21 protein-coding genes and 3 pseudogenes are annotated in these 26,322 nt (G+C 55.2%); 17 read left to right on the top strand and 7 right to left on the bottom strand.

Features of this window, described 5'->3' with window-relative positions; translation table 11 throughout:
• Positions 1 to 554 precede the first annotated feature (554 nt).
• Complete coding sequence (locus tag HYG81_RS44395; protein WP_226778828.1) at positions 555 to 860, bottom strand: hypothetical protein; 306 nt, start codon at positions 858 to 860, stop codon at positions 555 to 557.
• Between the two features lie 161 nt (positions 861 to 1,021).
• Here HYG81_RS44395 and HYG81_RS46020 point away from each other — a divergent pair.
• The 7 genes and pseudogenes from HYG81_RS46020 to HYG81_RS44365 all read left to right on the top strand — a co-directional run.
• Positions 1,022 to 1,186, top strand: a pseudogene (locus HYG81_RS46020) (site-specific integrase); the annotation flags it as partial.
• Positions 1,187 to 1,348: 162 nt separating this feature from the next.
• On the top strand, positions 1,349 to 1,708 hold the full coding sequence (locus HYG81_RS44390; protein WP_226778827.1) for a hypothetical protein: 360 nt from the start codon (positions 1,349 to 1,351) through the stop codon (positions 1,706 to 1,708).
• A 99-nt stretch (positions 1,709 to 1,807) separates the two neighbouring features.
• Positions 1,808 to 2,116 carry a cupredoxin domain-containing protein gene (locus tag HYG81_RS44385; protein WP_226778826.1) on the top strand — a complete coding sequence of 103 codons (309 nt, stop codon included), beginning with the start codon at positions 1,808 to 1,810 and terminating at the stop codon, positions 2,114 to 2,116.
• Positions 2,117 to 2,508: 392 nt separating this feature from the next.
• Positions 2,509 to 3,861 carry an MmgE/PrpD family protein gene (locus HYG81_RS44380; RefSeq protein WP_226778825.1) on the top strand — a complete coding sequence of 451 codons (1,353 nt, stop codon included), beginning with the start codon at positions 2,509 to 2,511 and terminating at the stop codon, positions 3,859 to 3,861.
• A gap of 141 nt (positions 3,862 to 4,002) precedes the next feature.
• On the top strand, positions 4,003 to 4,836 hold the full coding sequence (locus HYG81_RS44375; protein WP_226778824.1) for a phosphosulfolactate synthase: 834 nt from the start codon (positions 4,003 to 4,005) through the stop codon (positions 4,834 to 4,836).
• Between the two features lie 558 nt (positions 4,837 to 5,394).
• Positions 5,395 to 6,093: an ion channel gene (locus tag HYG81_RS44370; RefSeq protein WP_340674466.1), complete on the top strand. Its 699-nt coding sequence runs from the start codon at positions 5,395 to 5,397 to the stop codon at positions 6,091 to 6,093.
• A 119-nt stretch (positions 6,094 to 6,212) separates the two neighbouring features.
• Positions 6,213 to 8,480 carry a copper-translocating P-type ATPase gene (locus HYG81_RS44365; protein ID WP_226778823.1) on the top strand — a complete coding sequence of 756 codons (2,268 nt, stop codon included), beginning with the start codon at positions 6,213 to 6,215 and terminating at the stop codon, positions 8,478 to 8,480.
• A 66-nt stretch (positions 8,481 to 8,546) separates the two neighbouring features.
• On the opposite strand, the gene HYG81_RS44360 is transcribed toward HYG81_RS44365, so the two are convergent.
• Positions 8,547 to 8,870: a hypothetical protein gene (locus tag HYG81_RS44360; RefSeq protein WP_226778822.1), complete on the bottom strand. Its 324-nt coding sequence runs from the start codon at positions 8,868 to 8,870 to the stop codon at positions 8,547 to 8,549.
• A gap of 298 nt (positions 8,871 to 9,168) precedes the next feature.
• Positions 9,169 to 9,366 carry a heavy-metal-associated domain-containing protein gene (locus HYG81_RS44355; RefSeq protein ID WP_226778821.1) on the bottom strand — a complete coding sequence of 66 codons (198 nt, stop codon included), beginning with the start codon at positions 9,364 to 9,366 and terminating at the stop codon, positions 9,169 to 9,171.
• A 128-nt stretch (positions 9,367 to 9,494) separates the two neighbouring features.
• Here HYG81_RS44355 and HYG81_RS44350 point away from each other — a divergent pair, with 128 nt between their 5' ends.
• From HYG81_RS44350 to HYG81_RS44315, 8 genes and pseudogenes are all read left to right on the top strand, one after another.
• Positions 9,495 to 10,061, top strand: a complete 567-nt coding sequence (locus HYG81_RS44350) for an AsnC family transcriptional regulator (protein ID WP_226778820.1) — start codon at positions 9,495 to 9,497, stop codon at positions 10,059 to 10,061.
• A 105-nt stretch (positions 10,062 to 10,166) separates the two neighbouring features.
• Positions 10,167 to 12,773, top strand: coding sequence for a heavy metal translocating P-type ATPase (locus tag HYG81_RS44345; protein ID WP_226778819.1), 2,607 nt, complete (start codon positions 10,167 to 10,169; stop codon positions 12,771 to 12,773).
• A gap of 20 nt (positions 12,774 to 12,793) precedes the next feature.
• The gene (locus tag HYG81_RS44340; protein ID WP_226778818.1) at positions 12,794 to 13,018 is read left to right on the top strand and encodes a DUF7123 family protein; all 225 of its coding nucleotides are present in this window, start codon (positions 12,794 to 12,796) and stop codon (positions 13,016 to 13,018) included.
• The gene (locus tag HYG81_RS44335) at positions 13,015 to 14,019 is read left to right on the top strand and encodes a DUF63 family protein (RefSeq protein WP_226778817.1); all 1,005 of its coding nucleotides are present in this window, start codon (positions 13,015 to 13,017) and stop codon (positions 14,017 to 14,019) included. Before HYG81_RS44340 ends, HYG81_RS44335 begins: the two co-directional genes overlap by 4 nt.
• 32 nt (positions 14,020 to 14,051) lie before the next feature.
• Positions 14,052 to 14,492 (top strand): hypothetical protein, encoded by a 441-nt coding sequence (locus HYG81_RS44330; protein ID WP_226778816.1) that lies wholly within the window; start codon positions 14,052 to 14,054, stop codon positions 14,490 to 14,492.
• 23 nt (positions 14,493 to 14,515) lie between these two features.
• The gene (locus tag HYG81_RS44325) at positions 14,516 to 15,238 is read left to right on the top strand and encodes a DUF1405 domain-containing protein (RefSeq protein WP_226778815.1); all 723 of its coding nucleotides are present in this window, start codon (positions 14,516 to 14,518) and stop codon (positions 15,236 to 15,238) included.
• Positions 15,239 to 15,558: 320 nt separating this feature from the next.
• Positions 15,559 to 15,768: pseudogene (locus tag HYG81_RS46015) on the top strand (CPBP family intramembrane glutamic endopeptidase); the annotation flags it as partial.
• Positions 15,769 to 15,862: 94 nt separating this feature from the next.
• Entirely contained in the window at positions 15,863 to 16,105 is a 243-nt protein-coding gene (locus HYG81_RS44315) for a ZIP family metal transporter (RefSeq protein WP_226778882.1), read from the top strand.
• Between the two features lie 148 nt (positions 16,106 to 16,253).
• Here the strand turns inward: HYG81_RS44315 and HYG81_RS44310 are convergent, their stop codons facing one another.
• A complete protein-coding gene (locus tag HYG81_RS44310) occupies positions 16,254 to 16,769 on the bottom strand; it encodes a metal-dependent hydrolase (RefSeq protein WP_226778814.1) in 516 nt (171 codons plus the stop codon).
• Between the two features lie 609 nt (positions 16,770 to 17,378).
• Between HYG81_RS44310 and HYG81_RS44305 the strand changes: the two genes are divergently transcribed.
• Positions 17,379 to 19,238: a polysaccharide deacetylase family protein gene (locus tag HYG81_RS44305; protein ID WP_425607592.1), complete on the top strand. Its 1,860-nt coding sequence runs from the start codon at positions 17,379 to 17,381 to the stop codon at positions 19,236 to 19,238.
• Positions 19,239 to 20,402: 1,164 nt separating this feature from the next.
• Here the strand turns inward: HYG81_RS44305 and HYG81_RS44300 are convergent.
• The 3 genes and pseudogenes from HYG81_RS44300 to HYG81_RS44290 all read right to left on the bottom strand — a co-directional run bounded on the left by HYG81_RS44300 (position 20,403) and on the right by HYG81_RS44290 (position 24,817).
• Positions 20,403 to 22,166: a carbamoyltransferase family protein gene (locus tag HYG81_RS44300; protein WP_226778812.1), complete on the bottom strand. Its 1,764-nt coding sequence runs from the start codon at positions 22,164 to 22,166 to the stop codon at positions 20,403 to 20,405.
• A 118-nt stretch (positions 22,167 to 22,284) separates the two neighbouring features.
• Positions 22,285 to 23,892, bottom strand: a complete 1,608-nt coding sequence (locus tag HYG81_RS44295; RefSeq protein ID WP_226778811.1) for an alkaline phosphatase family protein — start codon at positions 23,890 to 23,892, stop codon at positions 22,285 to 22,287.
• Between the two features lie 102 nt (positions 23,893 to 23,994).
• Positions 23,995 to 24,817: pseudogene (locus HYG81_RS44290) on the bottom strand (IS5 family transposase).
• 578 nt (positions 24,818 to 25,395) lie between these two features.
• Between HYG81_RS44290 and HYG81_RS44285 the strand changes: the two are divergent.
• Entirely contained in the window at positions 25,396 to 26,265 is an 870-nt protein-coding gene (locus tag HYG81_RS44285; RefSeq protein WP_226778810.1) for a sulfurtransferase, read from the top strand.
• Positions 26,266 to 26,322 lie beyond the last annotated feature (57 nt).

Here is a 26,322-nt window from a genome sequence, read left to right as displayed (position 1 = left end):
GTTTGACTGGCATTCGTGCTGAGCAAATAAACGAGACGAGACAGGGGAAGAACGGATCACGAACTACTCGGAGACCAGAGTACCGGCGTCTGGCTTTTTCGAGCGTGGAATTCTCAGGGAAACTGGCAAAGATTTCGTCGGGATCGTCGTTAAGTCTGAGTCGGTGACGAAGAAGGCCAGCCGTGTCCGTTGTTGCTTGCCACTCTAACTGACCTGATTGCTGCCGTGCGAAGAGAAGGTCATCCTCAACGACCTGTAGTATCAGTAGTCACCACCAGACGCAGTTGTCCCCTCGTACATCTCCCCATCAACGTGGTGCAAGAGAAATGACTGGGCGCTCTCGAGTGCTGTCTGTAAATCGAGTCGGCCAACGCTGTCCGGAATTGAAAGTGTACCTGAATACATCGTCTTCTGGTGAGGCAGATACAGTCATACGGTCTGCTGTAACGATTTACCGGTGCAACCCCAAGACGGTTCGGGGTTGCGCCGGAAATGACTGACAGCAGTCCATATCAGAACTCAGCCGTCGACCAGTCTGGGTCTTGAGCTACTACCTAGCTGATCTCCTCGATACTGGTCGTTTCCATCGACCCGTCCTGCTCCTCTCTCTGGACGCGGAGTCGTATCCCTTCCTCCGTATCGCTTTCCTCCACGATGTTCACTATTTTCGGGGTCGCCTCTGAGTCCAGAATAGTCAACCGATCGTCGTCGGTCACGATACCATAGCCACTCTCGACGCAGTGGCCCATTAGTGCACACTCTCGTGAGTGCGTTCGGGCCTTCTCAAGGAGCTCATCGCGAGCGTTCTTCCGGACGCATCCGACGTCTATAACGTACCCGTCGACGGTTTCAGTGGCCATGGTCTCCCTAGTGTCCTGCCGCCTTTGCATGTTTGGGCTACTCCTCAGATTCACGCTCCGAGAGAGGGCTGTTTGCAGCCCATCGCGGACTGAGTCGTCATAGTCGAAGCGAGAGCCATGACATGGATAGTCCCAGGATTGTCCACTATCATTTCATAGACGAGGAGGACGTACGGCCGCCGTCGATAACAACGATGGAGTACGGTCGATTCTCCAACGGCTCTCAGAGGACGCCGGGATTGATATAAAAAATACAATATGACTGCCTTGCTCTGCACGATGCTCGCCGCGGGGAGGTGCTCGTTCAAGCCTGCGGCTACATTGTTGTCTAATTATATATAGGTATGATAGAAAAGGGACCGTAAGCGATCTTCAGACCTCGAAGCCAGCGATTTTGAACCCCTCAAAGAGCAATTGGGACCGAGAACGGAGCGAGCTAGTAATCTCAATACAACAATTTTAAGTGCTGAATCTTAGTAATGGCGGTAATGTCGACGACTGAATTCAATAGCAAATCATCGTCAAATCAACTTCTATCACTCACGCCGTTGTATCTGATCGGCCTGCTCTTGGCTGCCATCACCGGAGTGGTCCACCTATGGTTAGGGATCGAGAAAGGTTCGCCCGCATTGTTCATTGCTGGGATTGGTTTCGCTATCGGGATCATAGCTGTCGTCGTTGACATTCGACGTCAAACCATCGTCAGGCTCGGGATTCCATTTACGGCGGTACAGGCGGTCTACTACCTTGCGACTCATTTCGATCAAATCACATGGGTGAGTGCCACGGATAAACTCGTCCAAGTTGGGTTAATCGCGGTCCTAATTGTCATCGATCGGCGCGGCTAGCACGGTCGTCGCGTTCTTCTTCGACTCGTCAATAGCCTTCCCTGCGAGGTCCTATAGCACAATCGCAGCGTCAATAAATCTGAGGCCCATCTCTCCTATATGGGGCGAGCAACCGTTGAAATGGAGGATGAGGCGTTCGATCCGGTTCGGAAGACGGTAGCACCGGGGACGACGGTCGTCTGGAAAAACACTGGGTCGGCCGACCACGTCGTTGATAGTGTGCAATTTCATGACGTCGCAGATCAGTGGCAGTTCCGCACACAGACTCTTCGACCCGGTGACAGCGCCGTCTACGCATTTGATCAAGAAGGGATTTATGAGTATTACTGTGGACTCCAAGGAGAGGAGACATGCGGGGTGATTCTCGTCGGCGACATATCACTCTCCGATTCACTTCCCTGTGAATGACGAGGGGAGCGGTAAGCAGGAAAGAGGCTCGTGCGTTACAGATGTCGAACGTGACGGATCACAACGACGTCGATGCGTTCGAACTAACTCAGTCGGACTTACTCCCTCTCTCAGAGTACCTAGGCGTGGAGTCCATACAGCAGAAATGAGCTCAACGACCTGCTCAGTAGTTGCGGTGTAGACCTCCTTCGTGACTGTGTTGAAGCCCACTCCTGCGACATTGTCTACTGAGAACAATCAATCGGTAGATGCACCTATTCAATATCTGTTCCACTCACAGAAACGCCGAATCATAAGATTTCAACGGTGACATGGGATATAACGGTGTCCCAGCGTCCCCCGTAAAGGCGCTGGGCAAAGGAGGTTTCCGGCGAGCAACCGTACCCAGGGATATGACGACAACTGAGGAACTTGCCAAGTTTGTTCAAGAGGTCTCCACCGAGGAGTTCTCCGAGGACACGCAGGAGGAACTGAAAAAGCGAGTACTCGACTCGGTCGGAATCGGGATCAATGCCCTTGGAGCAGAGCCGGTAGAGGTCGTCCACCAGACGGTGCAGCGAGCCAATCCTGGCGACTACTGTACACTCTGGGGACGTAGTGAGTCTTCATCGCCAGTCGGTGCCGCGATGCACAATACTGCGTTGACGCGCTATCTCGACTTCATGGACTCCTTTCTCGCGCCCGGCGAGACGCCCCACCCAAGCGACAACATCGGAACTGTCGTCGCTGCTGCCGAGGCCGTTGATGCCTCTGGCGAGGAACTCTTGGAAGGAATCGGTGTGGCCTATGAGGTCCAAGGCGAGTTCGCCTGGAACGTCCCAGTCCGTGATAAGGGATGGGACCACGTGACCCACACGGTCATCTCGGCTGCGTGCGGCGTTGCAAAGGTACTCGATCTTGACGTTGAGACGACCCGGGATGCCATCGGCATCGCCGGGACCGCCCACAACGCTCTCCGCGTAACCCGCACCGGCGGCATCAACGAGTGGAAGGGCATCGCGTCGGCCAATGCCGCCCGCAACGCCGTTTACGCGGCCCTGTTGGCCAGTGACGGTATGGAGGGGCCCAAGAACCTCTTCGAGGGGCAGAAGGGCTGGAAGCAGACCATCAGCGGTGAGTTCGAGGTCGACCTTGACCCAGGTTGCACGCGCGTCCATGACGTCATGACGAAGCGATACGTCGCTGAAACGTACGCCCAGTCTGCCGTTGAAGGGATTATCGAACTGGCAGAGCAGGAGGACCTCGATGGGAGTGACGTGGAACTCATTGATTTAGAAACGTTCGCCGGTGCGAAGCTCATTATCGGTGGCGGTGAGGGTGATCGCCATACGGTCGAGACGAAGGCCCAGGCCGACCACTCACTCCCGTACATGCTGGCAGCAGCACTCCTCGACCGTGAAATGGGTAACGCCCAGTACGAGCCGGAACGCATCACCCGAGATGACGTCCAGTACCTCCTCCGGCACGTCACCGTCGAGGAGGAGGAGGCATTTACGGAACGGTTCGAAGCTGGAGAGATGCCCGCTCGCGTGACGGTCGAACTCGAGGACGGCACTACCCACGTGGTCGAGAAGGACGCCTTCCAAGGCCATCCGACGAATTCAATGAACTGGGATCAGATCGAGACGAAATTTCACGATACAGCCGGTATCAGACTCGACGAGGATCGTCGGGACAAGATCGTTGCAACGGTTAGAGACCTGGAGTCGCACACCGTCAACGATTTCGTCACCCTGCTGGCATAGGGTTTGGCATGGCTCACTAAATAGAGCCAGATAGGCTGTTCCTGTTCCTCGGTCTGCGGCAGATGGCGCCCCTCAAGCGCAGATCGAACTGGCCGCCCCCCCACTCACTAAGGACATGGAGACCGAATCCATTACCGGATTATGGTAGACCGTACGTTCGAGTTCCTACACCACAATGAGCGCGAGGAGAAGCCCAGAGAGAAAGGAATCACGGAAATCCGTGGGCCGTACTACGACCCGATGGGCCCACGCGAGCTGCGTGACCTCCTGGAGACAATGGGGCAATACGTCGACATCTACAAGTTCAGCGGCGGGTCCTTCGCGCTGATGCCCGAGGAGGCGGTGACGGAGCTGATCGAGGTCTGTCACGAGTACGACGTCAAGGTCTCGACCGGCGGCTACGTCGAGAACGTCCTGATCCGCGACAACGACAAGGTCGAGCAATACTTTGAGGAGGCTGAGCGGCTCGGATTTGACATCGTAGAGCTCTCCAGCGGGTTCTTGGCCATCGGGACGGACGACATGGTGCGGATGACAGAGATCGTTGCAGAGGATTACGAGATCGACCCGAAGCCCGAGATCAACGTCCAGTTCGGCGCCGGCGGCGCGACGGACCCGGATGTCCTCGAGGAGCAGGGCCAACAGGACCCCGAGCAGGCGATCGAGGAGGGGAAGCGCCACCTGGAGGCGGGCGCAGATCTCCTGATGGTCGAGGCGGAAGGTATCACCGAGGAGGTCAACGAGTGGCGGACCGACGTGGCCTACCAGATCGCGAACGGGCTCGGCATCGAGAACCTCGTCTTCGAGGCGCCCGGCCCCGAGATGTTCGAGTGGTACGTCAAGAACTTCGGGCCAGAGATCAATCTGTTCGTCGACAACTCCCAGATTGTCGAACTGGAATGTATGCGCTCCGGCCTCTGGGGCAAGGCGACGACGTGGGGCCGGACCGTTACCTGGAAGGGTGATGAAGAGTAGCCGGACTAAGAATCATATTACTGATTCTAAGGGAACTTTCCTGGGAAATGTACGAGCTAGTGTAACTAATTCCGTTGTCCCAGATATGGTAAGTGGGATACTGGTGATAGAGCCTGTGGAAGCACTATTCTCCAAAGGAGGAGACTGAAATTTGATAAATAATCAACTAATCACGGACCAAGGTGATTCAGGGATAACCCCTCGGATGAGACCGTTTCAGAAGCGAGACATTTACCGATTCTGCTCAGCAGGTGAATACTGATGGAACCATTACTTCTTGTAGTCGGTATAATTCCGCTTGCCAGTGTCATTGTTGATCTCTTCTGGACGACACTCTGGGTTGAGGGAGGCGCTGGACCACTGACCTCCCTGTTGATGGCAGGGACATAGCGAGTGTTACGGCAGTTCGGGGAGCAAAATTCACGAGTTCTTACTCTCTTAGGACCGATAATTCTCACTGTTGGCCTATCGACGTGGATTATACTACTATGGGTGGGTGTTCATCTTTGCGAGTGGTGAGAGCTCGATTATCGATACCGTGAACCGAGATCCTGTTTCCTGTCAGACTGGTTCTATTTATCTGGATACGCAATCTTCACACTAGGGAACGGAGATTTTGCCCCGCAAGAAGGGGTCTGGCAGATTATGACGACTCTCGCGACGGGGAGCGGGATGCTCTTTATCACACTCAGTGTTACGTATATTCTCAATGTTCTGAGTGCAGTCACACAAAAACGGTCTTTCGCCAGTGGTGTGAGTGGACTGGGTGAGCATGGCACTGAGATTCTTCTCACGAGTTGGAATGGCGAAGAGTTTGAGGGGCTTGAGCTACCCTTGAACACCTTTACTACTCAACTGAACATGCTTACGTCGAATCACAAGGCGTATCCAATTCTCCATTACTTTCACAGCAAACAACCCGTCCAATCAGCGATCGTGAGCGTTACAATCCTCGACGAGACACTGTCACTTCTCAAGTTTGGGCTCTTCAATCAGTCTCATCCGAGTAACACGATTCTTAAAAACGCCCGATCGAGTGTCGAGAGCTATCTAGAAACGCTCCAGAATTCTTTCATCAAGCCTGCTGATCGCTCCCCACCGTCACCAAACCTCGATACACTTCGAGAAAATGAACTTCCGACCGTCTCTGACGAGGAGTTTACCGCAGCGCTTGCAGACATAGATGAGCGGCGACGAACACTGCTCGGTCTCATAGAATCTGACGAACGAGAATGGCCCTCCCAGGGTAGTGAATGATGGAGTATTGTCGGTTTTGTATCCCGACATAGCGTAAGAAGGTAGCCCGCTCAACGGGATCCGAATTACCGACACACCCAACTCTCTCCCGGTCAAACTAGCGCCTAAGAGGTCAATCTATGGACGACCACGATCACTCAAAAGACACCGAGAAATCATCGGATCAACCACCCGCTGGCGGTAACCACCACGACCATAATCCTGAAAGTGATGCCGGCTCCAATGAGGAGGTCTCTCGGACCGAGCAGTCACTACTTGAGGAGGAAGCCGAGGACGCAGATGAGGCCGAGCAGGAACTGCGTGAACGCTCCGAGGACCACATGGATCACGGAGATGAGGGACACGATCACGGCGACCACGGGGGAATGCACGAAGGGCACGAGCAGATGTTCCGCCGGCGCTTCTTCGTCTCGACACTCCTTTCGATTCCAGTCCTCCTGTACAGCGAAATGTTGCAGGAGTGGCTCGGGTTCTCTGTCCCAGCGTTCCCGGGTAGTGAATGGATCAACCCTGTATTCGCGGTAATCGTCTTTGCGTACGGTGGGGTTCCGTTCCTCCAGATGGCGATTCCGGAGCTGAAAGACCGGTCACCCGGGATGATGACGCTGATTTCGATGGCGATCAGCGTCGCGTTCGTCTATAGCCTCGCGAGCGTTGTCTTCCCCACACAATCGGCGTTCTTCTGGGAGCTCGTGACGCTCATCGACATCATGCTGCTGGGCCACTGGATTGAGATGCGATCCGTGCGGCGTGCCTCGAGCGCCGTCGACGAACTGGCGAAGCTGATGCCTGATACCGCCGAGCGGATCACTGACGACGGAGAGACGGAGGAAGTCCCCGTTAGTGAACTCTCCGAGGGCGACCTCGTACTCGTCCGGCCAGGTGCGAGTGTCCCTGCTGACGGCATCGTTGAAGAGGGTGACTCGGACGTCGAGGAGTCGATGATCACCGGCGAGTCGAAACCGGTCTCGAAGGAACCCGGCGATGAGGTCATCGGCGGGACCATCAACGGCGACGGTAGTCTCCGCGTTCACGTCGGTGCGACAGGCGAGGAGACGACGCTCGCAGGCATCATGCGACTCGTCGACGAAGCCCAACAGAGTAAGTCTCAAACGCAAGTGTTGGCCGACCGCGCTGCCGGCTGGCTGTTCTATGTCGCCCTCGCGGCGGCAGTCGTGACAGCAATCGCGTGGACTATCGCAGTCTCGTTCAACGCAACGGTTATCGAGCGTGTGGTCACGGTGCTCGTCATCGCCTGCCCGCACGCGCTCGGACTCGCAATCCCGCTGGTCGTCGCCATCAACACGTCACTCGCCGCTCGAAACGGGATGCTCGTGCGCGACCGCATCGCGATGGAGGACGCACGGAATCTGGACGCCATCATCTTCGACAAGACGGGGACCCTCACTGAAGGCGAACACGGCGTCGTCGACATGGCGACCGTCGACGGCGTCGACGAGGACGAGGCGCTCACACTGGCGGCGGCCGTCGAGAGCGACTCCGAACACATGATTGCACGAGCCATTCGCGAGGCCGCCGAAGAGCGAGATCTCACCGCTCCTAACGCGACCGGCTTCGAGGCAATCAAGGGCAGGGGCGTCCGAGCGAACGTCGACGGAAACGAGGTGTACGTCGGCGGCCCGAATCTACTTACCCAACTCGATAGGGATGTTCCCGATCATCTCCAGCGCTTCGCTGACGAAGCTGGCCAGAACGCCCAGACCGTGGTGTACCTCGTTCGCGAGGGGGAGTTGATTGCCGCGTTCGCGATGGCAGACGTGATTCGCGAGGAGAGCTACCGTGTCGTCGACGCCCTGCACGACCTCGACGTCGAGGTAGCGATGCTCACCGGGGACTCCCAGGACGTCGCTAACGCCGTCGCCGACGAACTGGGTATTGACACTGTGTTCGCGGAGGTCCTTCCTGGGGACAAGGACAAGAAAGTGCAGGAACTCCAGGATCAGGGCAAACTCGTGGGGATGGTTGGCGACGGCGTAAATGACGCGCCGGCGCTGACACGATCAGACGTTGGAATCGCTATCGGGAGCGGCACCGACGTCGCGGTCCAGTCGGCCGACGTTATCCTTGTCCAGAACAACCCGATGGACGTCGTTCGCCTGGTGAAGCTGAGCAAGGCAAGTTACCGAAAGATGCAGGAGAATATTGTGTGGGCGGCGGGGTATAACGTGTTCGCTATTCCGCTGGCGGCTGGCGTGCTGGCACCAATTGGGATTCTTCTCTCGCCTGCAGTTGGAGCGCTACTCATGTCGCTCAGTACAGTAATCGTCGCTATCAACGCGCAGTTACTCCGGCGGGTTGACCTCTCAGTACCAAGTCTTCCCGGTATGTCAACACCGGGCAGGGACAACCCGCAGACTAACACTTAGCGTGGATTTTTATCTTCTCTGTATCCGTTAAAACAGCACATCTGATTTTTCCACTGTTTTTTCATTTTACTCCTTAGTGTCGTCCTCTCCATCTGACTCTTCCATTCTCTTCTGAATTTGACGCACGAGATTAAGATGAAGAAGGTGGAGGTGAATGGCGATTCTGAGGAGTAAGAATCCTATCCCAACAAATATTAGCGGTAACAGAATTGCATTTACTGCCGCTGATACGCTGTTTAGATTACTTGGAAGAACGCCGACTAACGCGCTGAGGAATGCAACAAGAATGATTACAAATCCTACCTTTGCGAGGTAGGAGTACCACTCTGCCCCCTCTATTCGCTCCGCGACATCTTCTGGAGCGTCCTGTTTAGGCTTTTCCTGTGACATAGAACTTCATCTCTGATGTATGCCGTCACACGGTCTATAACTTCAGTGGTGTTGCTTGTGGAAGAGTTGAAATTACTTACCATCACAAACGTATAAAGGTGTAAAATACGAAGATAATAGGCTAGACATTGGTAGACTATCTTGGTAAGTTTGAGAGGCCGATCGCTAAAGTGGGGTGGTACCTCCACGCACTAGGATACCTGTCATCGTCCCTGCAACGGTGACAACAAATACGGGTACTCTATGAGTATCACTACAACCATCTATGTGGGTACTTTACGGTTGTTGCTAGGGAATCTCAGGCTGATGCATCGTATCCAGCGTCGTTAACGGCATTGACGACCTTGTCCACGTCTGCGCTTCCCTCTACAGCTGCTGACTCAGCATCGCGATCAGCTGTAGCACTCGTCACCCCTTCGATGTCCTCAAGTGCCTCCTCAACGGTCTGCTCACAGTGCTCGCAGGTCATTCCCTTTACAGCGATTGTCTCACTCATACAGATCTACATACGAGCGACTACTCTTTGTCGGTTTCTGCTTCTATTGCAAAGCTAGAGCCGAAATGAGCCTAAGATACGAAAGTGATATCCGGTAGTGTATTAGCTTCGACGGCAGATCTTGGTGTATGAGAGATCTCGATGAAACCGACATGGAGATTCTCACGCTTCTCGGAGAGAACGCTCGGCGTCCATTTAGCGACATCGGTAAAGCAATCGGACTCTCGGGTCCGGCGGTTTCAGATCGAGTTACTCGGTTCCAAGAAGTAGGCATAATTAATCGATTCACCATCGACGTGGACCGTTCCCAACTCCACGCCGTTATCCCGGTATTCGTTCAGGTGTCGGGAGCGAGCAAGGTTAATGACCTCAAAGACCGAATCGGAAACACAGAGGCTGTCGAACACGTATTCGTAACTGCTGATGGCGGCGTCTGGTTCTACGCCCGTGCCCAGGTCCAGAACGTTCGTCGATGGCTTGATGAACTGCTTGGGACTGATGGCGTTGACTACACCGTCACACTAATGGACATCGCCGAGTGGCGGCCGTCACTCGACGGTACTGAGTTCGCTCTTACGTGCGCCGAATGCAGTAACACCGTTGACAACGAGGGGCGGTCGGCGCGTATCGACGGACAAGTATATCACTTCTGTTGCCCGTCCTGCCAAACTAGATTCCAGGACCGGTACGATTAGCTCGAAGAGGGGGTCTAATCACTTTAGATTCTAGAGTTTACAACTTCTTTGACTTTGGATATCTGCCAGAAAAGTGGGTAAAGGAAGACCCCGTATTGTAGAATAATGAGCCGGCAAACCACCCACCTAGAAATCCAGGGCATGAGCTGCGCAAACTGCTCACAGACGATAACCGACGCTCTGGAGAATCTCGACGACGTCACGGAGGCGAATATCAACTTCGCTACGGATGAGGGATCCGTAGAGTACGATCCGGAGGAGGTGTCGCTTGCCGAGATTTACGAAGCGATTGACGACGCCGGCTATCACGCCGAGCGCGCCACGGTCTCGATCGGCATCTCAGACATGACGTGCGCAAACTGCGCCGAGACCAACGAGGACGCCCTCGAACGGGTCCCCGGTGTAATCAGCGTAGAGGCGAACTACGCGACGGACGAAGCACAAGTCGAATACAACCCGGTGGATGTCTCCCGGGACGCCCTCTACGACGCTATCGAGGACGCAGGCTACACGCCCGTTCGCGAGGACGACAACAGTGAAGAGTCCGACCAGCAGCGTCGGGACGCCGCCCGACAGGCCGAAATCCGCAAGCAACTCCGGTTGACGGTATTCGGTGCGGTACTCTCGGTCCCCCTCGTGTTCTTCATCGTCGAGCGCTACCTGCTCGGGGGTGGGGTTCTGCCAGAAGCTATCTTCGGCATCGAGTTCGGGTGGGTAGAGTTCCTCCTCGCAACGCCTGTACAGGCGGTTCTCGGTTGGCAGTTCTATAATAACTCCTACAAGGCGCTCGTGAAGAACAAGCGGGCCAACATGGACGTCCTCATTGCTCTGGGGTCGTCCACGGCGTACCTCTACAGCGTGGTCGTCCTGGTCGGCCTCATCGCTGGCGGCCTGTACTTCGACACGGCCGCGCTCATCCTGGTGTTCATCACGCTTGGGAATTACCTCGAAGCCCGCTCGAAGGGCCAGGCCAGCGACGCCCTTCGGAAGCTCCTCGAGATGGAAGCCGAGACGGCCACGGTCGTCGACGATGAAGGGAACGAGGAGGAAGTCCCGCTCGAAGAAGTTACAGTCAGTGATCGAATGAAAGTCCGCCCGGGTGAGAAGATCCCGACCGACGGAGTCGTCGTCGACGGCCAGTCCGCCGTCGACGAGTCGATGGTTACTGGCGAGTCCGTCCCCGTCGAAAAAGGTGAGGGCGACGAGGTCGTCGGGTCGACGATCAGCGAGAACGGTGTCCTCGTCGTCGAGGCGACGAAAGTGGGCGAAGACACGGCGCTCAAGCAGATCGTCCAGACTGTCAAGGAAGCGCAGTCCCGTCAGCCAGAGATTCAGAATCTCGCCGACCGGATCTCGGCGTACTTCGTCCCCGCGGTCATCGCCAACGCACTCCTGTGGGGAACTATCTGGTTCCTCTTCCCCGAGGCGCTGGCGGGCTTCGTCGACTGGCTTCCGCTGTGGGGCCAGGTCGCCGGTGGGCCGGCCCCGGCCGGTGGGTCCGTCTCCGTCTTCGAGTTCACAATTATCGTGTTCGCGTCCGCCGTTCTCATCGCCTGTCCCTGCGCACTGGGGTTGGCGACGCCCGCCGCGACGATGGTTGGAACGACCATCGGTGCACAGAACGGGGTCCTGTTCAAGGGCGGCGACGTCCTCGAGCGAGCGAAGGACGTCGGCACCGTGATCTTCGACAAGACGGGGACGCTCACCGAAGGCGAAATGGAGCTAACTGACATGGTCGTCTTCGATAGCGATGGGAATGCAGTGACTGACGGCGGCGAGCCGACGTCAGATGGTGGACAACTCACTGCCCGCGACCGCCTTTCCGAGGACGACGTGCTTCGACTGGCAGCGACAGCTGAGAGCGGGAGTGAGCACCCGCTCGCTCAAGCAATCGTCGAGGGCGCCGAAGAGCGTGGTCTGGACGTGACCGAGCCCGACGAGTTCGAGAACGTCCCGGGCCACGGGATTCGAGCGACAGTTAGTGACAGCGAAGTCCTCGTCGGGAATCGTAAGCTGCTGCGGGACAATGGCATCGACCCCTCTCCCGCCGAGGAGACGATGGAACGCCTCGAGAACGAGGGCAAGACTGCGATGCTCGTCGCCTACGATGGCGAACTCGTGGGTGTCGTCGCGGATGCCGACACTGTGAAGGAAAGCTCCAAACAGGCTGTAACGGCTCTTCAGGAGCGGGGTGTCGACGTGATGATGATCACTGGCGACAACGAGCGAACCGCTCGCGCGGTCGCCGAGCAGGTGGGTATCGACCCGAGCAACGTCCGGGCAGAGGTCCTCCCCGAGGACAAGTCCAATGCAGTCGAGAACATTCAGAACGAAGGGCGGCAAGCCATGATGGTCGGCGACGGTGTCAACGACGCGCCGGCCCTCGCAGTCGCGCACGTCGGGACGGCAATCGGCTCCGGGACGGACGTCGCCATCGAAGCCGCGGACGTGACGCTGATGCGTGACGATCCGCTCGACGTGGTGAAAGCCATCCGTATCTCGGACGCGACGCTCCAGAAGATCAAGCAGAATCTCGTCTGGGCGTTGGCGTACAACACCTCGCTGATTCCGCTAGCATCGCTCGGCCTCCTACAGCCGGTGTTGGCCGCGGCGGCGATGGCGTTCTCGTCGGTGTCCGTGCTGTCGAACAGCCTGCTGTTCCGCCGGTACACGCCCGACTATGACTACGAACTGCTAGGCCGACTGCGCTAAACGCCAAGGGCCGACGTATCATGTCTAATATAAGCCGACAAACGGTTCGCGCATATCTGGTCGAAACAGCCGATACTGAACCGACGTATCTCCGGGCTCGTGAGATCGTTCACGATCTCGACGCGTCACCCAAAGCCGTCGCGCAGTATCTCAGCCAACTGCAGGACGACCTCGTCGGCGTGTCGCTGGAGCAGTGGGCGCGCTCGAAGAGCACGACGTGGCGAATCGAGGTGATCGAGTCGTGAGTACCACACTCACTCGACGGATCGAGACGGTCCTCCCCGAAACCGGCTCCCGTGAGTGGTGGATGCTGTATCTTTTCGGCCCCTTAGTGCTCATTAGCGCGGCACTACTTGCTTTCCCCACGCTCGTCTACGATCGCTTCGTCTGGCAGTATTTGTGGGGGCCGGTCGTCGCCGACGCCGCCGGTCAACCTGTGACACACGAAGGGATTCGCGCCGCCCGGGGGTACAACCCGGTGAACACGGTAACGTACCTCGTGGCGGTTGGGTATAGTCTGCCCGGGCTGCGCGCGTATCTCGACCACCTGAACGTCTCGTTCGACGCCCGGTTAGCCTACGGATTCGCCCCGATCATCGTCGCCGGCGGCGCAATGCGGGCACTTGAGGATATCGGGCTGCTCGGAGAGTATGCCGTCCTATTCATCACGCCGTCTATCTACTTCGTCGTCACTGCCGTCACCGTCCTCGCGCTCGGCGTCGGAGCTGTGGCCTGTGACAGGGGCCTCGTCTCGATTCCAATGCTGGTCGGCGCGGTCGGGACTGTATGGGCGGTTGGTGCTATCAGCTGGGCACTCCTGTATGGAATAACGTCGTCAGCCCCCCTTCATCCGTGGGTTCCAGCCGCAACAACAGGGATTGCCGTCAGCGTGACCGCCCTGTATTACTGGAGTGCAGGGATAATCGATGTCGCGAATCTCCGTCATCCCTTGTTACTGCTGGCCGTCTTTGGACAAATGTGGGACGCAGCACAGAACCTCATCGGCGTCACCTTCCTGGGCTACTCGCCGAAGCTTGTCGTGACGAATCTCGTCTATCAAGCGACCGGCTTCTCGGGATCGACGTTCGTCCTCAAGTTACTTGTTACACTGGGGATTGTGTGGTATCTCGCTGATGCAAAGGAAGAGCTGAACCGTACCTGGTGGTGGCTCGTGGCGTTCTTCATTGGGGCCATCGGGCTACCGATGGGAGTCAGAGGGTCGCTCCGAATGATGCTCGGGGTCTAACGATGAACACGACAACGGAAACCACAACGACAATGCGGCAGTACAGCGCAGCAATCGCACTCGTCTCCGGTCTATACTCGCTCGTCTCGACGACTAGTGGTAGCGGGATGATGGGATCGAACAGCGGGCTGCTTATGGCCGCCCTCGGCATCGTCGTGATCGTTCACGGTGTCGTCCTGTTGACGCCCTATGCGAATCAGCTCGGGAACGCGAGCGGGCCGCTGATGATTGGCTACTCGCTGCTGATGTTGCTTAATCAGGCTCTCGTCGGTGCCACCGGAAGCATGAACTGGGGCATGGATGGTGGGATACAAGGCGGTATGGATGGTAGCATGGGTAATGGGATGAGCGATAGTATGGGTTCTACGACTGCCGGGATGGGCTGGGACCTCGGGATGGTTGCACTCGCCGTCCTGATGCTGATCAGCGGTGTTATCATGACGCGTCGACACAACACTAACTCCGGAATGTGATCCATTTGGGGGAAATAACTCGCATGACCACATCAACCCCTGTTCGTCTTCCCGGCTACCTCGCACCGCTCCCGCTGCGTATTGAGGAGCTCGCACTCCGGTATGCGTGGGGTATCGTCGCGATCAATCTCGTGGGAACCGCGTTCGGCTTCTGGTACTACCGCTTTCAACTCGCACAGACACCCCTCGTAATGTGGCCGTTTGTGCCTGACAGCCCTGGTGCGACACTGTTCATGGCGCTCAGTCTCGGGGCCTGGAAGACTGGTTACAACCAGGAGTGGCTCAACGCGCTGGCGTTCTATGGGAATGTTAAACTCAGCCTCTGGACCCCGTTCGTCCAACTCGTCCTTAATGATCCCGGTGGCATCGAATCCTGGCTCTACTGGTTCTTGATCTTCAGTCATCTCGCGATGGTCCTCCAGGCGTTCGTGATCTACCGCTACGCGAACTTCCCGGTCGGGGGAGTTGCTGTGGCCACGGTCTGGTACGGGTTCAACGACGTGGTGGACTACTTCGCCCCGCTCGTCGGCGAGTTCCATCACACATTCTTGCGAGCTGAACTCGTCAACGGAACTCTCGACCACTCGCTGCGAGCACACGATCTCGCAGCGGCTGCAGCGTTGATCTTGACACTTACGGCGACGTTCCTCGCCTTAGCGACTCGTGTGAAGATACTTGAACAACACGTTGATGCTAGCGACCCGAACCACACACAGGGGTCAGACGGAGGTGCATTCAACTCGTGACCGACCCACGACAGCAGCTCAGGGCCGTACTAATTGGACTTGCACTCGGTGGCTTCGCCGTCGGGACAGTCCTGCTACTGGTTGTCACATAGACTCTTGCAGGCATTGGCATAGCGGTCTCGGAGCGTCCGGCACTGCAGCTTGGATTGAGCACCGTACTGCTTCAAGGTATTGCATTCGGGGGGATTGCGCTCATCTTCCTTTGGAGACGGGGAGCTGAGGTCGGATTCGTCCGCATTCGTATACCATCTCTCCGAGAAATCGGAGTAGCAACCGTCGGTTTCGTCGCACTCCTCGTCACGTTGCGTGTACTCGACGTTGTGATTGCGTTCGTTGGGCTGGATACCGCACGTAGCGGAATTGTCGAAACTGCAAAACAGGTGCCGATAGTGTTCCTATTACTGGTGCCACTCTCGTTCCTCGTTGTCGGTCCCGGCGAGGAGTTACTGTACCGCGGGCTGATTCAGGGGTTGCTCCGTGAGTCGTTTTCGACGTGGCGAGCGATCATTCTCGCGAGCATGATATTCGCGATCCCTCATGTATTCGGGCTTCAGGGGGGCGGAAAATTCGTGTACGTTGGAGTTTTCGGCGGTCAGCGCAGGGATGGGTGGAAAGTGGTACGCTATGATCGCGGGAATCCGCGCTGGATTTGTCGAGATTCCGCTGGCCGTCTTCGGTGCATGGGCGGTCACGGTCGCGGCACCAATACTTCCCTATGGAATGGGATTCGCGGCGGGCGGGATGATCTTCGTTATCGCGGACGAGATCTTTCCTGAAACGTATTCGGAAGAATACGGACGCCTCGTTACCATTTCTTTGATGGTCGGAGTTGCTGTGATGTTCGGTCCTGATGTCGAACTTGAGTGAGCATCGCGGCGCTCTTCATCTGTACTTAGATGTTGAAGGTACGCACCGATGTTTTTGTCTTCTACATAAAGAGAACGGGATGGTCGGAGCGGTCATCATTGAGTAACTATCGTTGTCGGAGAGGGGAGGATAGACTCAACCGGCTTAATTACTGATTCTGTGTCGGCGCATATCCCGGTTTGCCATCGGACATCCATACGACAACTGCAAGTCCCGTCACAAGCATCTGCGTAAGAACGTACGGTGTCGGCCTAACTAACCCGACTAACTCACCCACAGTCCCAATGTGATGGTAGTCGGTGACGAGTGGCCATAGCAGAAACACAACCGTTTCTTGGGGGACAAAGAGTGAGTCTACGAGATCTGCTCCAAGATGGGAAAGATATCCGAAGATGTACGCTACGCTCACGGCCGTTCTATTGACCTGCTGTAGCACATAGAAGACGGTCCCGATCACGAGAACCGTAGTGAAAAGAGAATGGGCGAGCGATCTACTTGGGAGGGACTGGAACATAAAGGAAAGTGGTTTGTCGATAATATCGGGCAGCAGCGTCCCAATAGTGAGTGCGAGGATGGTAGTTCCGCTGGGGCGTTTTTTCGTAGATACAGTAAGAGCTCCCCGGTAGAGCAGATAGGCGACCGCAGCATGAACCCAGAAGAGCATACTCGAGGGTGATTCCATACCTATATAAATTTTTCAGTAGATAATTGCCCCCTGATTACGCCCTCTGAGTGACCTCTTCTGTTAGAAATAGATGACATCAGCTCACGTTCCAAAAATCCCCAATTCCGTCGCGCAACACTCGATAAGCAAGCGAGCATCATTCCAAACCAACTTTACGGCCGGCTCACTTCCAAACTGGCCTAACTAGATGGTCCGCTTGTAGCCTTTGCTAAAGCAGACCAGGATTTTTCACTGCATATAAATTTTAGCATTGAGAGTGGTGATGTGCGTTACAAGAGAGCTGGTGTAACAGCTTCAAGGCATTACTGGGATGAAAGCCTGCGAAATCTCTAAAACACGGAGTAAAATTGGGGACGAGGACTGAGAACTAGACAGCGCGATATAGCCACATATAATCATAATTATTATTTAATGGCCCTCAACTACTGTTGGCTCGGCTTTATCAATTCGATAAAGGTCTGGCGTTAAGGGGACCTAGCGGAAACAGATAGTTTAGTACGTCTATTAAGAAGTAGGTGGAATGGCACGGGTACGCCTAACGGAATGAATTACGAAGACAACACAGATTGTGGACAATCTCGACGATGGATGCTTGCTGCACTCGGCGCAACGTCAACCTCACTCGCAGGTTGTCTAGACTTTCTGTCGGAAGACGAGTCTGGAGAAGGAGGCAATACCTCCGGAAACGATAATGGTGGGAAAAAAACGGATGATGCCTCGATACGCTGGCCTGCTATCGAGGAGGGCGAATTGCTCTCGGACTTCGAAAATCTCAATGAGTGGTACCCCCGTACCGGCGAAATCTCGGCTGCACCTGATGAGGCACGGACTGGATCGCAAGCGGCGGTCATTGAGAGTAACGGGGGAGAGGCTGGAATGGGCCTTCGCTTCTCTGACAGTCTCAATTTTGAGGAATGGGATACCTCACTGGCAGTCAAGCCTGAATCAGTAAACCGAATCATCGTTGAATTCATTGCACCGAATCGGAGCGAGCGTCTTACCCACGTCCGAATAGTGCCAGACGATTATGACGACTGGTTCCGTCTCGATTGCGGATACGAACATAAGCCAGATGATGAGCCGGATTTGTCGAATGTCACCGGACTAAACATCGTCGCGGACGGTCCAGAGGGCGGACCGACCAAAATGTTGGTTGACGATCTTCGCCGAACTGAGTCGGTTGACAACGGCAAAGCAATCCTCGCACTCTATGGCGGTTATGACTCACACTATGATATCGCGGCGGAGATGCTAGAGGAGCGCGGCTGGTCTGCTGCGGTCCCGGTCAGTCCCAGTCAGATTGGCGACAATGGTCGAATGGATGTCGAGGAACTGCAGGATCTGCAGGACCGCAGCTGGGACATCTGCTCATACCCCCAGGTGAGTACAGCACTCCCTGAACAACCTGAGAACCGACAGCGTCGGGTCCTCGAGGACGTCCAAGAAACGCTCGAGAACAACGGCTTTACCGACGGGTCGCGGCACTTATTCGTCCCAGATGATCGGATGGATTCAACAACTCATGACGTCGTTAGGGATGTCCATGAGTCAGCGTTCCTGTCCGGTTCTGGTACGGTCGGTGTGCCGCCAACTGGGATACACATGATTCCGTTGATCTGGGGCCCTGCTCTCCATAATGGTGTTCGCCGTCATATCAATCTCGCTGATCAATACAACCTGCTCACTGTGATCCGCGTTCCGCGAATCGTTGAGGAGTCCGATGTGAATGTCAATGAGAACAGAATATCACTTAATGATTTCGAGGCGCTGCTTACTCATATTGAGCTCCGTGGTCTCGACGTGATCACTCCTTCTGACCTTGTCGACAGAACGTTTGAGAGTAACACCAGCGGCCAGGATGTGAACACAGAACGTCCGGACGGAGTCATACTTGAAGCGGGCCAATCTCGCGAGTTTGATGGATCTGGATCGGATGAATCTACAGCATTCGACCTTGATGACGGCGTTCTCATCGGAGAATTCTCTCATAATGGCGACTCGGAGTTCGTTGTCGAAGTAGCGGCGGACAGTGGTAGCGGAAGAAACGAGATGTTGATGAACACTGCCGGTAATACTACTGGCGAGTCCATCATAACCGTTGAGGAAGGAACATACCGGCTTAACGTTGACGCGGGCGATACATGGTCGATCGATCTCTCTCAACCCGAGGTTCACGGTGACGACCTTGAAGAGCTACCGGCCGAGGCTTCTGGCACAGGGTCGTCATTCGTCGGTCCGCTGTGGACAGAGAAGGACGTTTCCCTTACCCTAACACACAATGGCGATGGGAAATTCGTCGTCGACGGTTACGGTGCAGATGGAAGCAAAGAACAAATCGTTAGCCAAATCGGTGAGTTCGACAATTCAAGGTCATACAAGGCAGGTGAGACCGTTTGGATTAATATTGAGGCCACTGGCGATTGGACGCTTGAAGCTAATAACGCATAAACAACGAGAGTAGTGATTACGACCACAGTAATTACTAACAGATCTTATTCCGTTTCGGCAGGAGTCAGCACACTTTCGCAGGACAGCAGTATAGACCTTCAAACTGCTTGCACTCGTCGACACACCACTCACAGGCTTGAGCAGCCTCAAAGCAGCTGTCGATACACTCGACCAGCCATACATAATACTCAGACTTGAGACTGCTGACTGAGCGATCATGTACGGTATTCTCGGTTGGCTATGTCTCGTCGAAGTACGCAATGTCCTGTGACGCTATTGATGACTCCAATGAGGACAGATTGATAGATGAATTACCCTCTAAGTCTGAAGTAGTTCCACCAGGCTCCCAGTGATATCCAGTCAACGATGCATTTATTTAGTCAGTGAACCAACAATATCGTGTGATAGCACGGTTATAAGGCCCACAACAAACCGTGAGTCCCGGATTTCACTACTCACCGTTACAGTACTGACCATCCTCCTGATACTGCTGATAGAGATTATGGGATGAGGAAGCTGGATAGTGTTCGGGTTCTCCCCGCTCTAGAGTCTGCTACTGACGCTCAGTTGGATCGCCGTCACCACTGGAGTAGGCTATCTTCTACGCCGAAGCTTTGTGGGCAGTAACAGATCGGTAGAGGCGGAAGACCGAGGCTTCAGGGACTAGGTCTCGCCTATGAACAGGGTGATCTCTCCGAAGACGAGTTCGAGCCCCTCTGGGAGAAGCAGCTTCGTGAATAATAACAATCACACCGAGATCATGATTACGCGTCACTCCTGTTTCACAGGCCACGGTGGATGGTTACTCAACTCCTTCAAGAACCACTTACCAATAGGGACCATCATATTGCCTGACGAATAAAATTCCTAGAAACCTCTGCAGAGGCCTCATAAATGCAATCAAATAACCCTATCTTATCCAATACCATTATAGTCGCGTGGACTCGTTATCGTCTTCAGCTCTGATGTAGACGGTCCACTGTCAACTTGGCATTAGATAGTTCGTTTGACTCATCGTAGAGTTTTCCGTGATAGCAGAGAAAGCATGATGGCTCACAGGGACTAGCCCACAGGTAGCATAGTCGAAACACGTAAGAAACTATCAGGGCAAGAACTAACCAGTCTGAATAGGCCCTCTAAGCACATCAGACCTGTATATTAGTCTCAGGTCGTCTTTGTGATAGCTTCGCTATCCAGTGAATACCTCGATTTGGGCTTAGTCACCACTAAATCTTCGAGAACGAGGACGTCTAGGCCCATCCCATGGAAGGCTTTCAGCGCTTCAGCTGGTGTGGCCACGATCGGTTCGGCATGGTCATTAAACGAGGTGTTCAGCAGGACCGGGACACCGGTGATCTCTTCGAACTCATCGATCAAACGGTAGTATCGTGAGTTCTGATCGGCATGGACCGTCTGCGGGCGTGTGGTAGCGTCGGCCGGGTGGAGTACTGCCTCGATCTCGTCTTGCTTCTCCGGACGAACATCGAATGTCCGAATCATGTATGGGGCAGATGTGGCGTTCTCGAAGTACTCAGAAGCGGCCTCTTCGAGCAATGACGGTGCGAACGGTCGCCACTCTTCACGGTGTTTGACGAATTTGTTGACCCGATCGCGCGAGTCAGCTGTGCGCGGGTCCGCCAGGATACTCCGGTTTCCGAGTGCTCGCGGCCCAAACTCGAGACGTCCCTGAAACCACCCTACTAGCGCACCATCGGCGAGCAGTTCTGCAACAGTTTGTTCAAGATCGTCTGGTTTGCCGTACTCAACTTTCGTTTCCTCAAGAAGGGGAGAGATCTTGTCAGTCGTGAACTCAGGGCCCGTGTATACTGTCTCCATTGGGTCGACTTCTTTCGGACGACGGTCAATCCAGCCGCCACCCAGGGCTAATCCCGCGTCGTTGGCAACTGGCTGAATGAACACATCGTCGACAACCGGCAATTCCATTATCGCCTTGTTGAGTTTGCAGTTGAGGACGACCCCACCGGCGAGCCCAACGTTTCCAGTTCCGAGTTCTTCGCAGTAGGTCTGGGCGATATCGGTCACTGATTCTTCGAGGAGCTTCTGTGTAGTGTAGGCTAGGTCTTTCTCGAACTGGTCGAACTCCTCAGTAGTGTTCGAGCGCGGCCGGTCGAACAGCTCCTCGAGCTTCTTGATACCGTACTCCGTACCCCAGCGCCGGGTGAGCGCGGTGACGTCGTAGTCAACGCCAGTGTCGATGACGTCACGGAGCGTACGTTCGATCTTGTGATTCTCTGTCCCGTAGGGTGCCAGCCCCATTACCTTCCCTTCGCCGTTGAACATACGGTAACCAAGGTATTCCGTAATCACCGCGTAGAACAGTCCCCAGCTGTTGGGGTGTTCATAGGTATGGAGCCGCTCAAGGTGGTCTGGTGTTCCGTGCCAGACGACCGTCGAGTCGTACTCACCTTTTGCGTCAACGGTAAGTACGAGTGCTTCATCGAACTGTGACGGATGGAATGCACTTACTGCGTGACACGCGTGATGGGATCGACACTCGATCGGTGGTACCGGCGTTCCGAGCTGTTCGAGTCGCGCTTCGACTGCATGTGTTGGCAGGAACTGCGCAATAACCTGGTCCTCGACGACATTCTGGAGGTGTGAAAGCTTCCGAAGATGGCTGTCGATGCGAAGTGTATCCCGCAGGTAGTGGCCAATAATCTTCCTGCGGAGCTTCGGATTATAGGGGAGGATGACCTTCGAGACGTCTGAAAGATTGATTCCCTCGTACTCCAGACAGGCCTCGATCGCTCGTCGCGGGAATGTGTCTGGTGCATGTTTGTTACGAGTCAATCGTTCTTCTTCAATGGCGTACTGGAGTTCTCCATTGGCGAAGATAGCAGCACTCGGATCGTGCTGACCATACAGCCCGATTGCAGGTTTAAATGAGAGGACGTATTTTGATGGCATTAGTGGTATCTGATAGATTTAGCTACAGTTCGTGACCATTCCGTCATAATCGTCAGTAGTGCTGGTTGCGGATCGATTCGATATGGATGGTGGAGGGTGAAGTATGTGGTCATATGGATCACTCCACATATCCGAGATCTTCAAGTCGACTTTCAACGGTGTCATCGACCTTATCACCCTTTTGGGTGTCGTAAGCGGGATATGTTTCGATCCCGCTTTCCTCGACAATCGGAAGCACATTACCATCCATATGATCGCCAGCTGGAACCCCGAGTGCGGCCAGGATTGTTGGGGTTACGTCGTAGAGGTGGGCACCCTCGAGTGGACCGCCATCGATTCCTTTCCCAATTGCGAGCAACACGCCGTTCCGTTTGTGGTTCCAGGGCTCGGTGGTCTCAGAGAAGTATTCGTCTGTAGGCTGGGCCGAGAGAAAGTGCTGGAAGTCGTTCGGGATTGTGACGATGTCTACGGCACGATCGGTAAAGGGACCGTCGTAATACTCGTCACTGGAGGCAACTGTCTCAAACACTGGCTCACCATCTGGTGCAGTCACCGACGCGAGGTCCTCAATGAGTTCCTCACGGACCGACTCATATGCCGCTTCGGAAACAACGCCTGAGGGGTCACGTCCTTCGACATTTATACGGACGCCGAGTTCAGTACGTGATCGCATGTACGCTGTTGACGCAGGGAAATCAACCTGCTCATTACCGGTTCGAACAACACCAGTCGGCACATAACGCTTCGCTAGGTCGGCGAGACCGAGTTGCTTGAGAACAACACCGATTCTGTGGGTCGTGAGCCCGACGTTCGCTAGTGCGGCTGCAAGACGCTCAATAGTCCCAGGTTCCCATTCGTGGGCCTGTTCACCCTGCCGGAGATCGTCGCGCATGAGGTTCCACGTTGGCATCCCCTTCCCACCTTTGGTTGTCTCGAGATAACCTGCATCCTCGAGGAACGCATTGACACGAAACTCGGGTTTTTCGTAGCGACCCATACCATGGTCACTGGCGACAAACACGCACTTGGGATCACATGCTTCGAGGATTGCACCGATTTGTTTGTCGGTCTCTTCGTAGACGGTCTCGACCTTGTTCCAATCGCCGTCGAACTCGTGGAAGACCGTATCAGTTTTCTGAAATTGGACGAAGCCAAAGTCCGGTTCGAACTGATCAGCGAGATAGGTGAAGGCTTCCCCACGCATCTGAATGAGCGTGCAGTACTCTTCCATTTTTTTAGCATCCGGGATGCTGTCATCGCCACGCGTATAATTGGGATAGACGCGGTAGTCGCCAATCGCCTCGCGAATCTCATCAAGAATCCCTGCAGGGTGACACGGCGGATCTTCAGGCCCGATGAACCCCGGTATGATTGCTCCATCGATCTCATCCGGCGGGTGTGTGACCGGAACGTTGACGATCACGCTTGAGTGGTTGTGTCGATCGAGTAACGTCCAGATGCGGTGCGCACGAACGTCCGCCCCTGTTACGACGTGAAAATCATATCCGTCGAAGCCAGTGAAGCCATATACGCCGTGTTTTCCTGGATTTACACCGGTGAACATTGACGGCCACGCACTCGGCGTCCAAGGTGGGATCTGGGATTCAAGCTGAGTGGTGACACCACTGTCAACCAGTTCGCTTAAATTCGGAATGACGTTCTCTTCCGAGAGCCGATCGAATATAGGAAGAGAGCCAGCATCAATTCCGATAAGTAATACCTCCATAGACAGATATACTAAAAGCCTCCAACAACAATCTTTTGTTTTGCGCTCAGCAGTAGCAGATTATCCTTGCTATCTCCGTGTTGAATAGCTTCTGAATCACGGTTAGAGTGGCTCACAGGGCGGTTCTATATTGGCGATGGCGAACATGAGGACGATCTCACGAAACTGTCGATACCAGCCCAGCGCTCGCACGGCGTCGCCGAGCGAGCGCTTCGTCGTCGAGTAGGAAGTTTCGGCCATCCAGCGCTGTGAATAGTCTTTTGCCCGGATAAGCGCATTATGTCCTACCGTGAGTGATCTCGATCCACGTTATAAGATGAACGGTTCAACACCGAGCGCGTAGAATTCGAACTTGGTGTGCCAGTTGTGGAAGGCTTTGTCAGCCGAGACGGACAGCAGGTCGTCTGTGTTCCGGCGGACGACTTGCGGCCCAGTCTTCGTACTGTGTTTCCACCGTGCTGAGATATGCACGTCAAGAACAGCGAGCGATTCTACATCAGTTAATGTCGTCACTTTCAGCGTCTACACGTCGCTTCTAGACCGCTGGCGGTAGTACGAGGAGGCTGAGCGGCGATCGAAGAACGTGCTGTCGAGAGCCGTGCCCAGACTGCGGGTGTTGCTGCGCTGAAATGCGCAGCAACGCCCGCCATACCCACATTTTCAGGCGGTCGGACGATTTGTAGATCGTCGTGTACTCTGGCAGATCGTCCCGATCTAAGCCGGGTACGTCACAAATCTCGGCCATGTACTTCAGCCGATTTGGCGTTTCGCGGTAGCTGTGGTCTTCTTCGAGCCGAAGACAGTGCAGGACGACATGGACCCAGCGGGCGAACCCGCCGCTGGCGGGCTCGCCCGCGTGCTTCCCCAACGCTTGTTTGGCTAGGTGGCGACACTGCTCAACGAAGTCAAGGAGATCGACTTCCATAGATCAGAATCGATTTCCTCGACTTCGTCCTTCTAACCCATGATATCAGGCAAGTAGATCGCTATTTAACATGGTAGAACAAAGTATTCAGCACAGCGGGAACGCCAGTGATGGCCGTTACCTCTTTGATCAACCGGTAAACACGCAGATTCTAATCTAAGATACTTTGGTTGCCGAGCGCTCGTGGTCCCCTCTCAAGCTCTTCAAGTCGTTTTTCGACCTGTCGATTCGAAAAATCGTGCTACAACATGGTTGTGTATGACTGTTCAATGGTAGCAACTTTGACCACCATCCCGTCCACTGTGAACACGTAATAGAAGTAGTGACTGAGGATTTGTCACACTGGTATGTTTATAACAGCTGAAGTGGATACCAGCTACCTCCCGTATGAGACAACTATGAACGGTTAATTAACCGAAAAACGGTTAGAAGAAGCTAAAGGCGCTAAAACCTCTTCTCACGCGACTGTTCACACCGACAGAAATAAATCTCGATAACCTCTCTATGGGAGTGCGAATGAAGATGTATGAAGAGACTCACCCCAATAGAGAACATATCAAGAATGAGGTGCCCCTGAAATGAGTGATTCGAAGTACGCTAATGACGTACTCATTACGGCCGACTGGGTCGAGGAGCGCCTCAACGACTTCCAGGACGACGACTCCGATCTCCGACTCGTGGAGGTCGATGTCGACACGGAGGCCTACGAGGAAGAGCACGCCCCCGGCGCGATCGGGTTCAACTGGGAGACCCAACTCCAGGACCAGACCCAGCGAGACATCCTCGACAAGGAGGAGTTCGAAGAGCTGCTCGGCAGCCACGGCATCAGCGAGGACGACACGGTCGTCCTCTACGGCGACAACTCCAACTGGTTCGCCGCCTACACCTACTGGCAGTTCAAGTACTACGGCCACGACGAGGTCTACCTGCTCGACGGCGGCCGCGAATACTGGCTCGAGAACGACTATCCGACCACGGACGAGGAGCCCGACTTCTCAGAAACCGAGTACGACGCCGCCGGTCCGCGCGAGAGCATCCGCGCGTACCGAGAGGACGTCGAAAACGCGATCGAGCGCGGCGTTCCCCTCGTCGACGTTCGCTCGCCCGAGGAGTACTCCGGTGAAGTCCTCGCGCCCCCGGGACTCCAGGAGACCGCCCAGCGCGGCGGCCACATTCCCGGCGCGAAGAATATCTCGTGGGCTGCTGTAACCAACGACGACGGCACCTTCAAGGATCCCGAAGAGCTCGAGGAGCTCTACGCCGACGAGGGCATCGACGGCGACGAAACGACCGTCGCCTACTGCCGCATCGGCGAGCGGTCCTCCGTCGCCTGGTTCGCCCTGCACGAACTGCTCGGCTACGAGGACACCGTCAACTACGACGGGTCCTGGACCGAGTGGGGCAACCTCGTCAACGCGCCGATCGAAAAGGGCGAAGCCGACGACTGAGTGTAACGAAAGAGTCGCCTCAGAGTGGAGCAGGGCGAAGCCAACGACTAAGTAAAG

Origin of the sequence: Natrinema zhouii, assembly GCF_013456555.2 — an archaeon.
Classification (GTDB): Archaea; Halobacteriota; Halobacteria; order Halobacteriales; family Natrialbaceae; genus Natrinema; species Natrinema zhouii.
The sequence above is the reverse complement of the archived record's forward strand: the minus strand, read 5'-3'. Positions and strand labels throughout refer to the sequence as shown.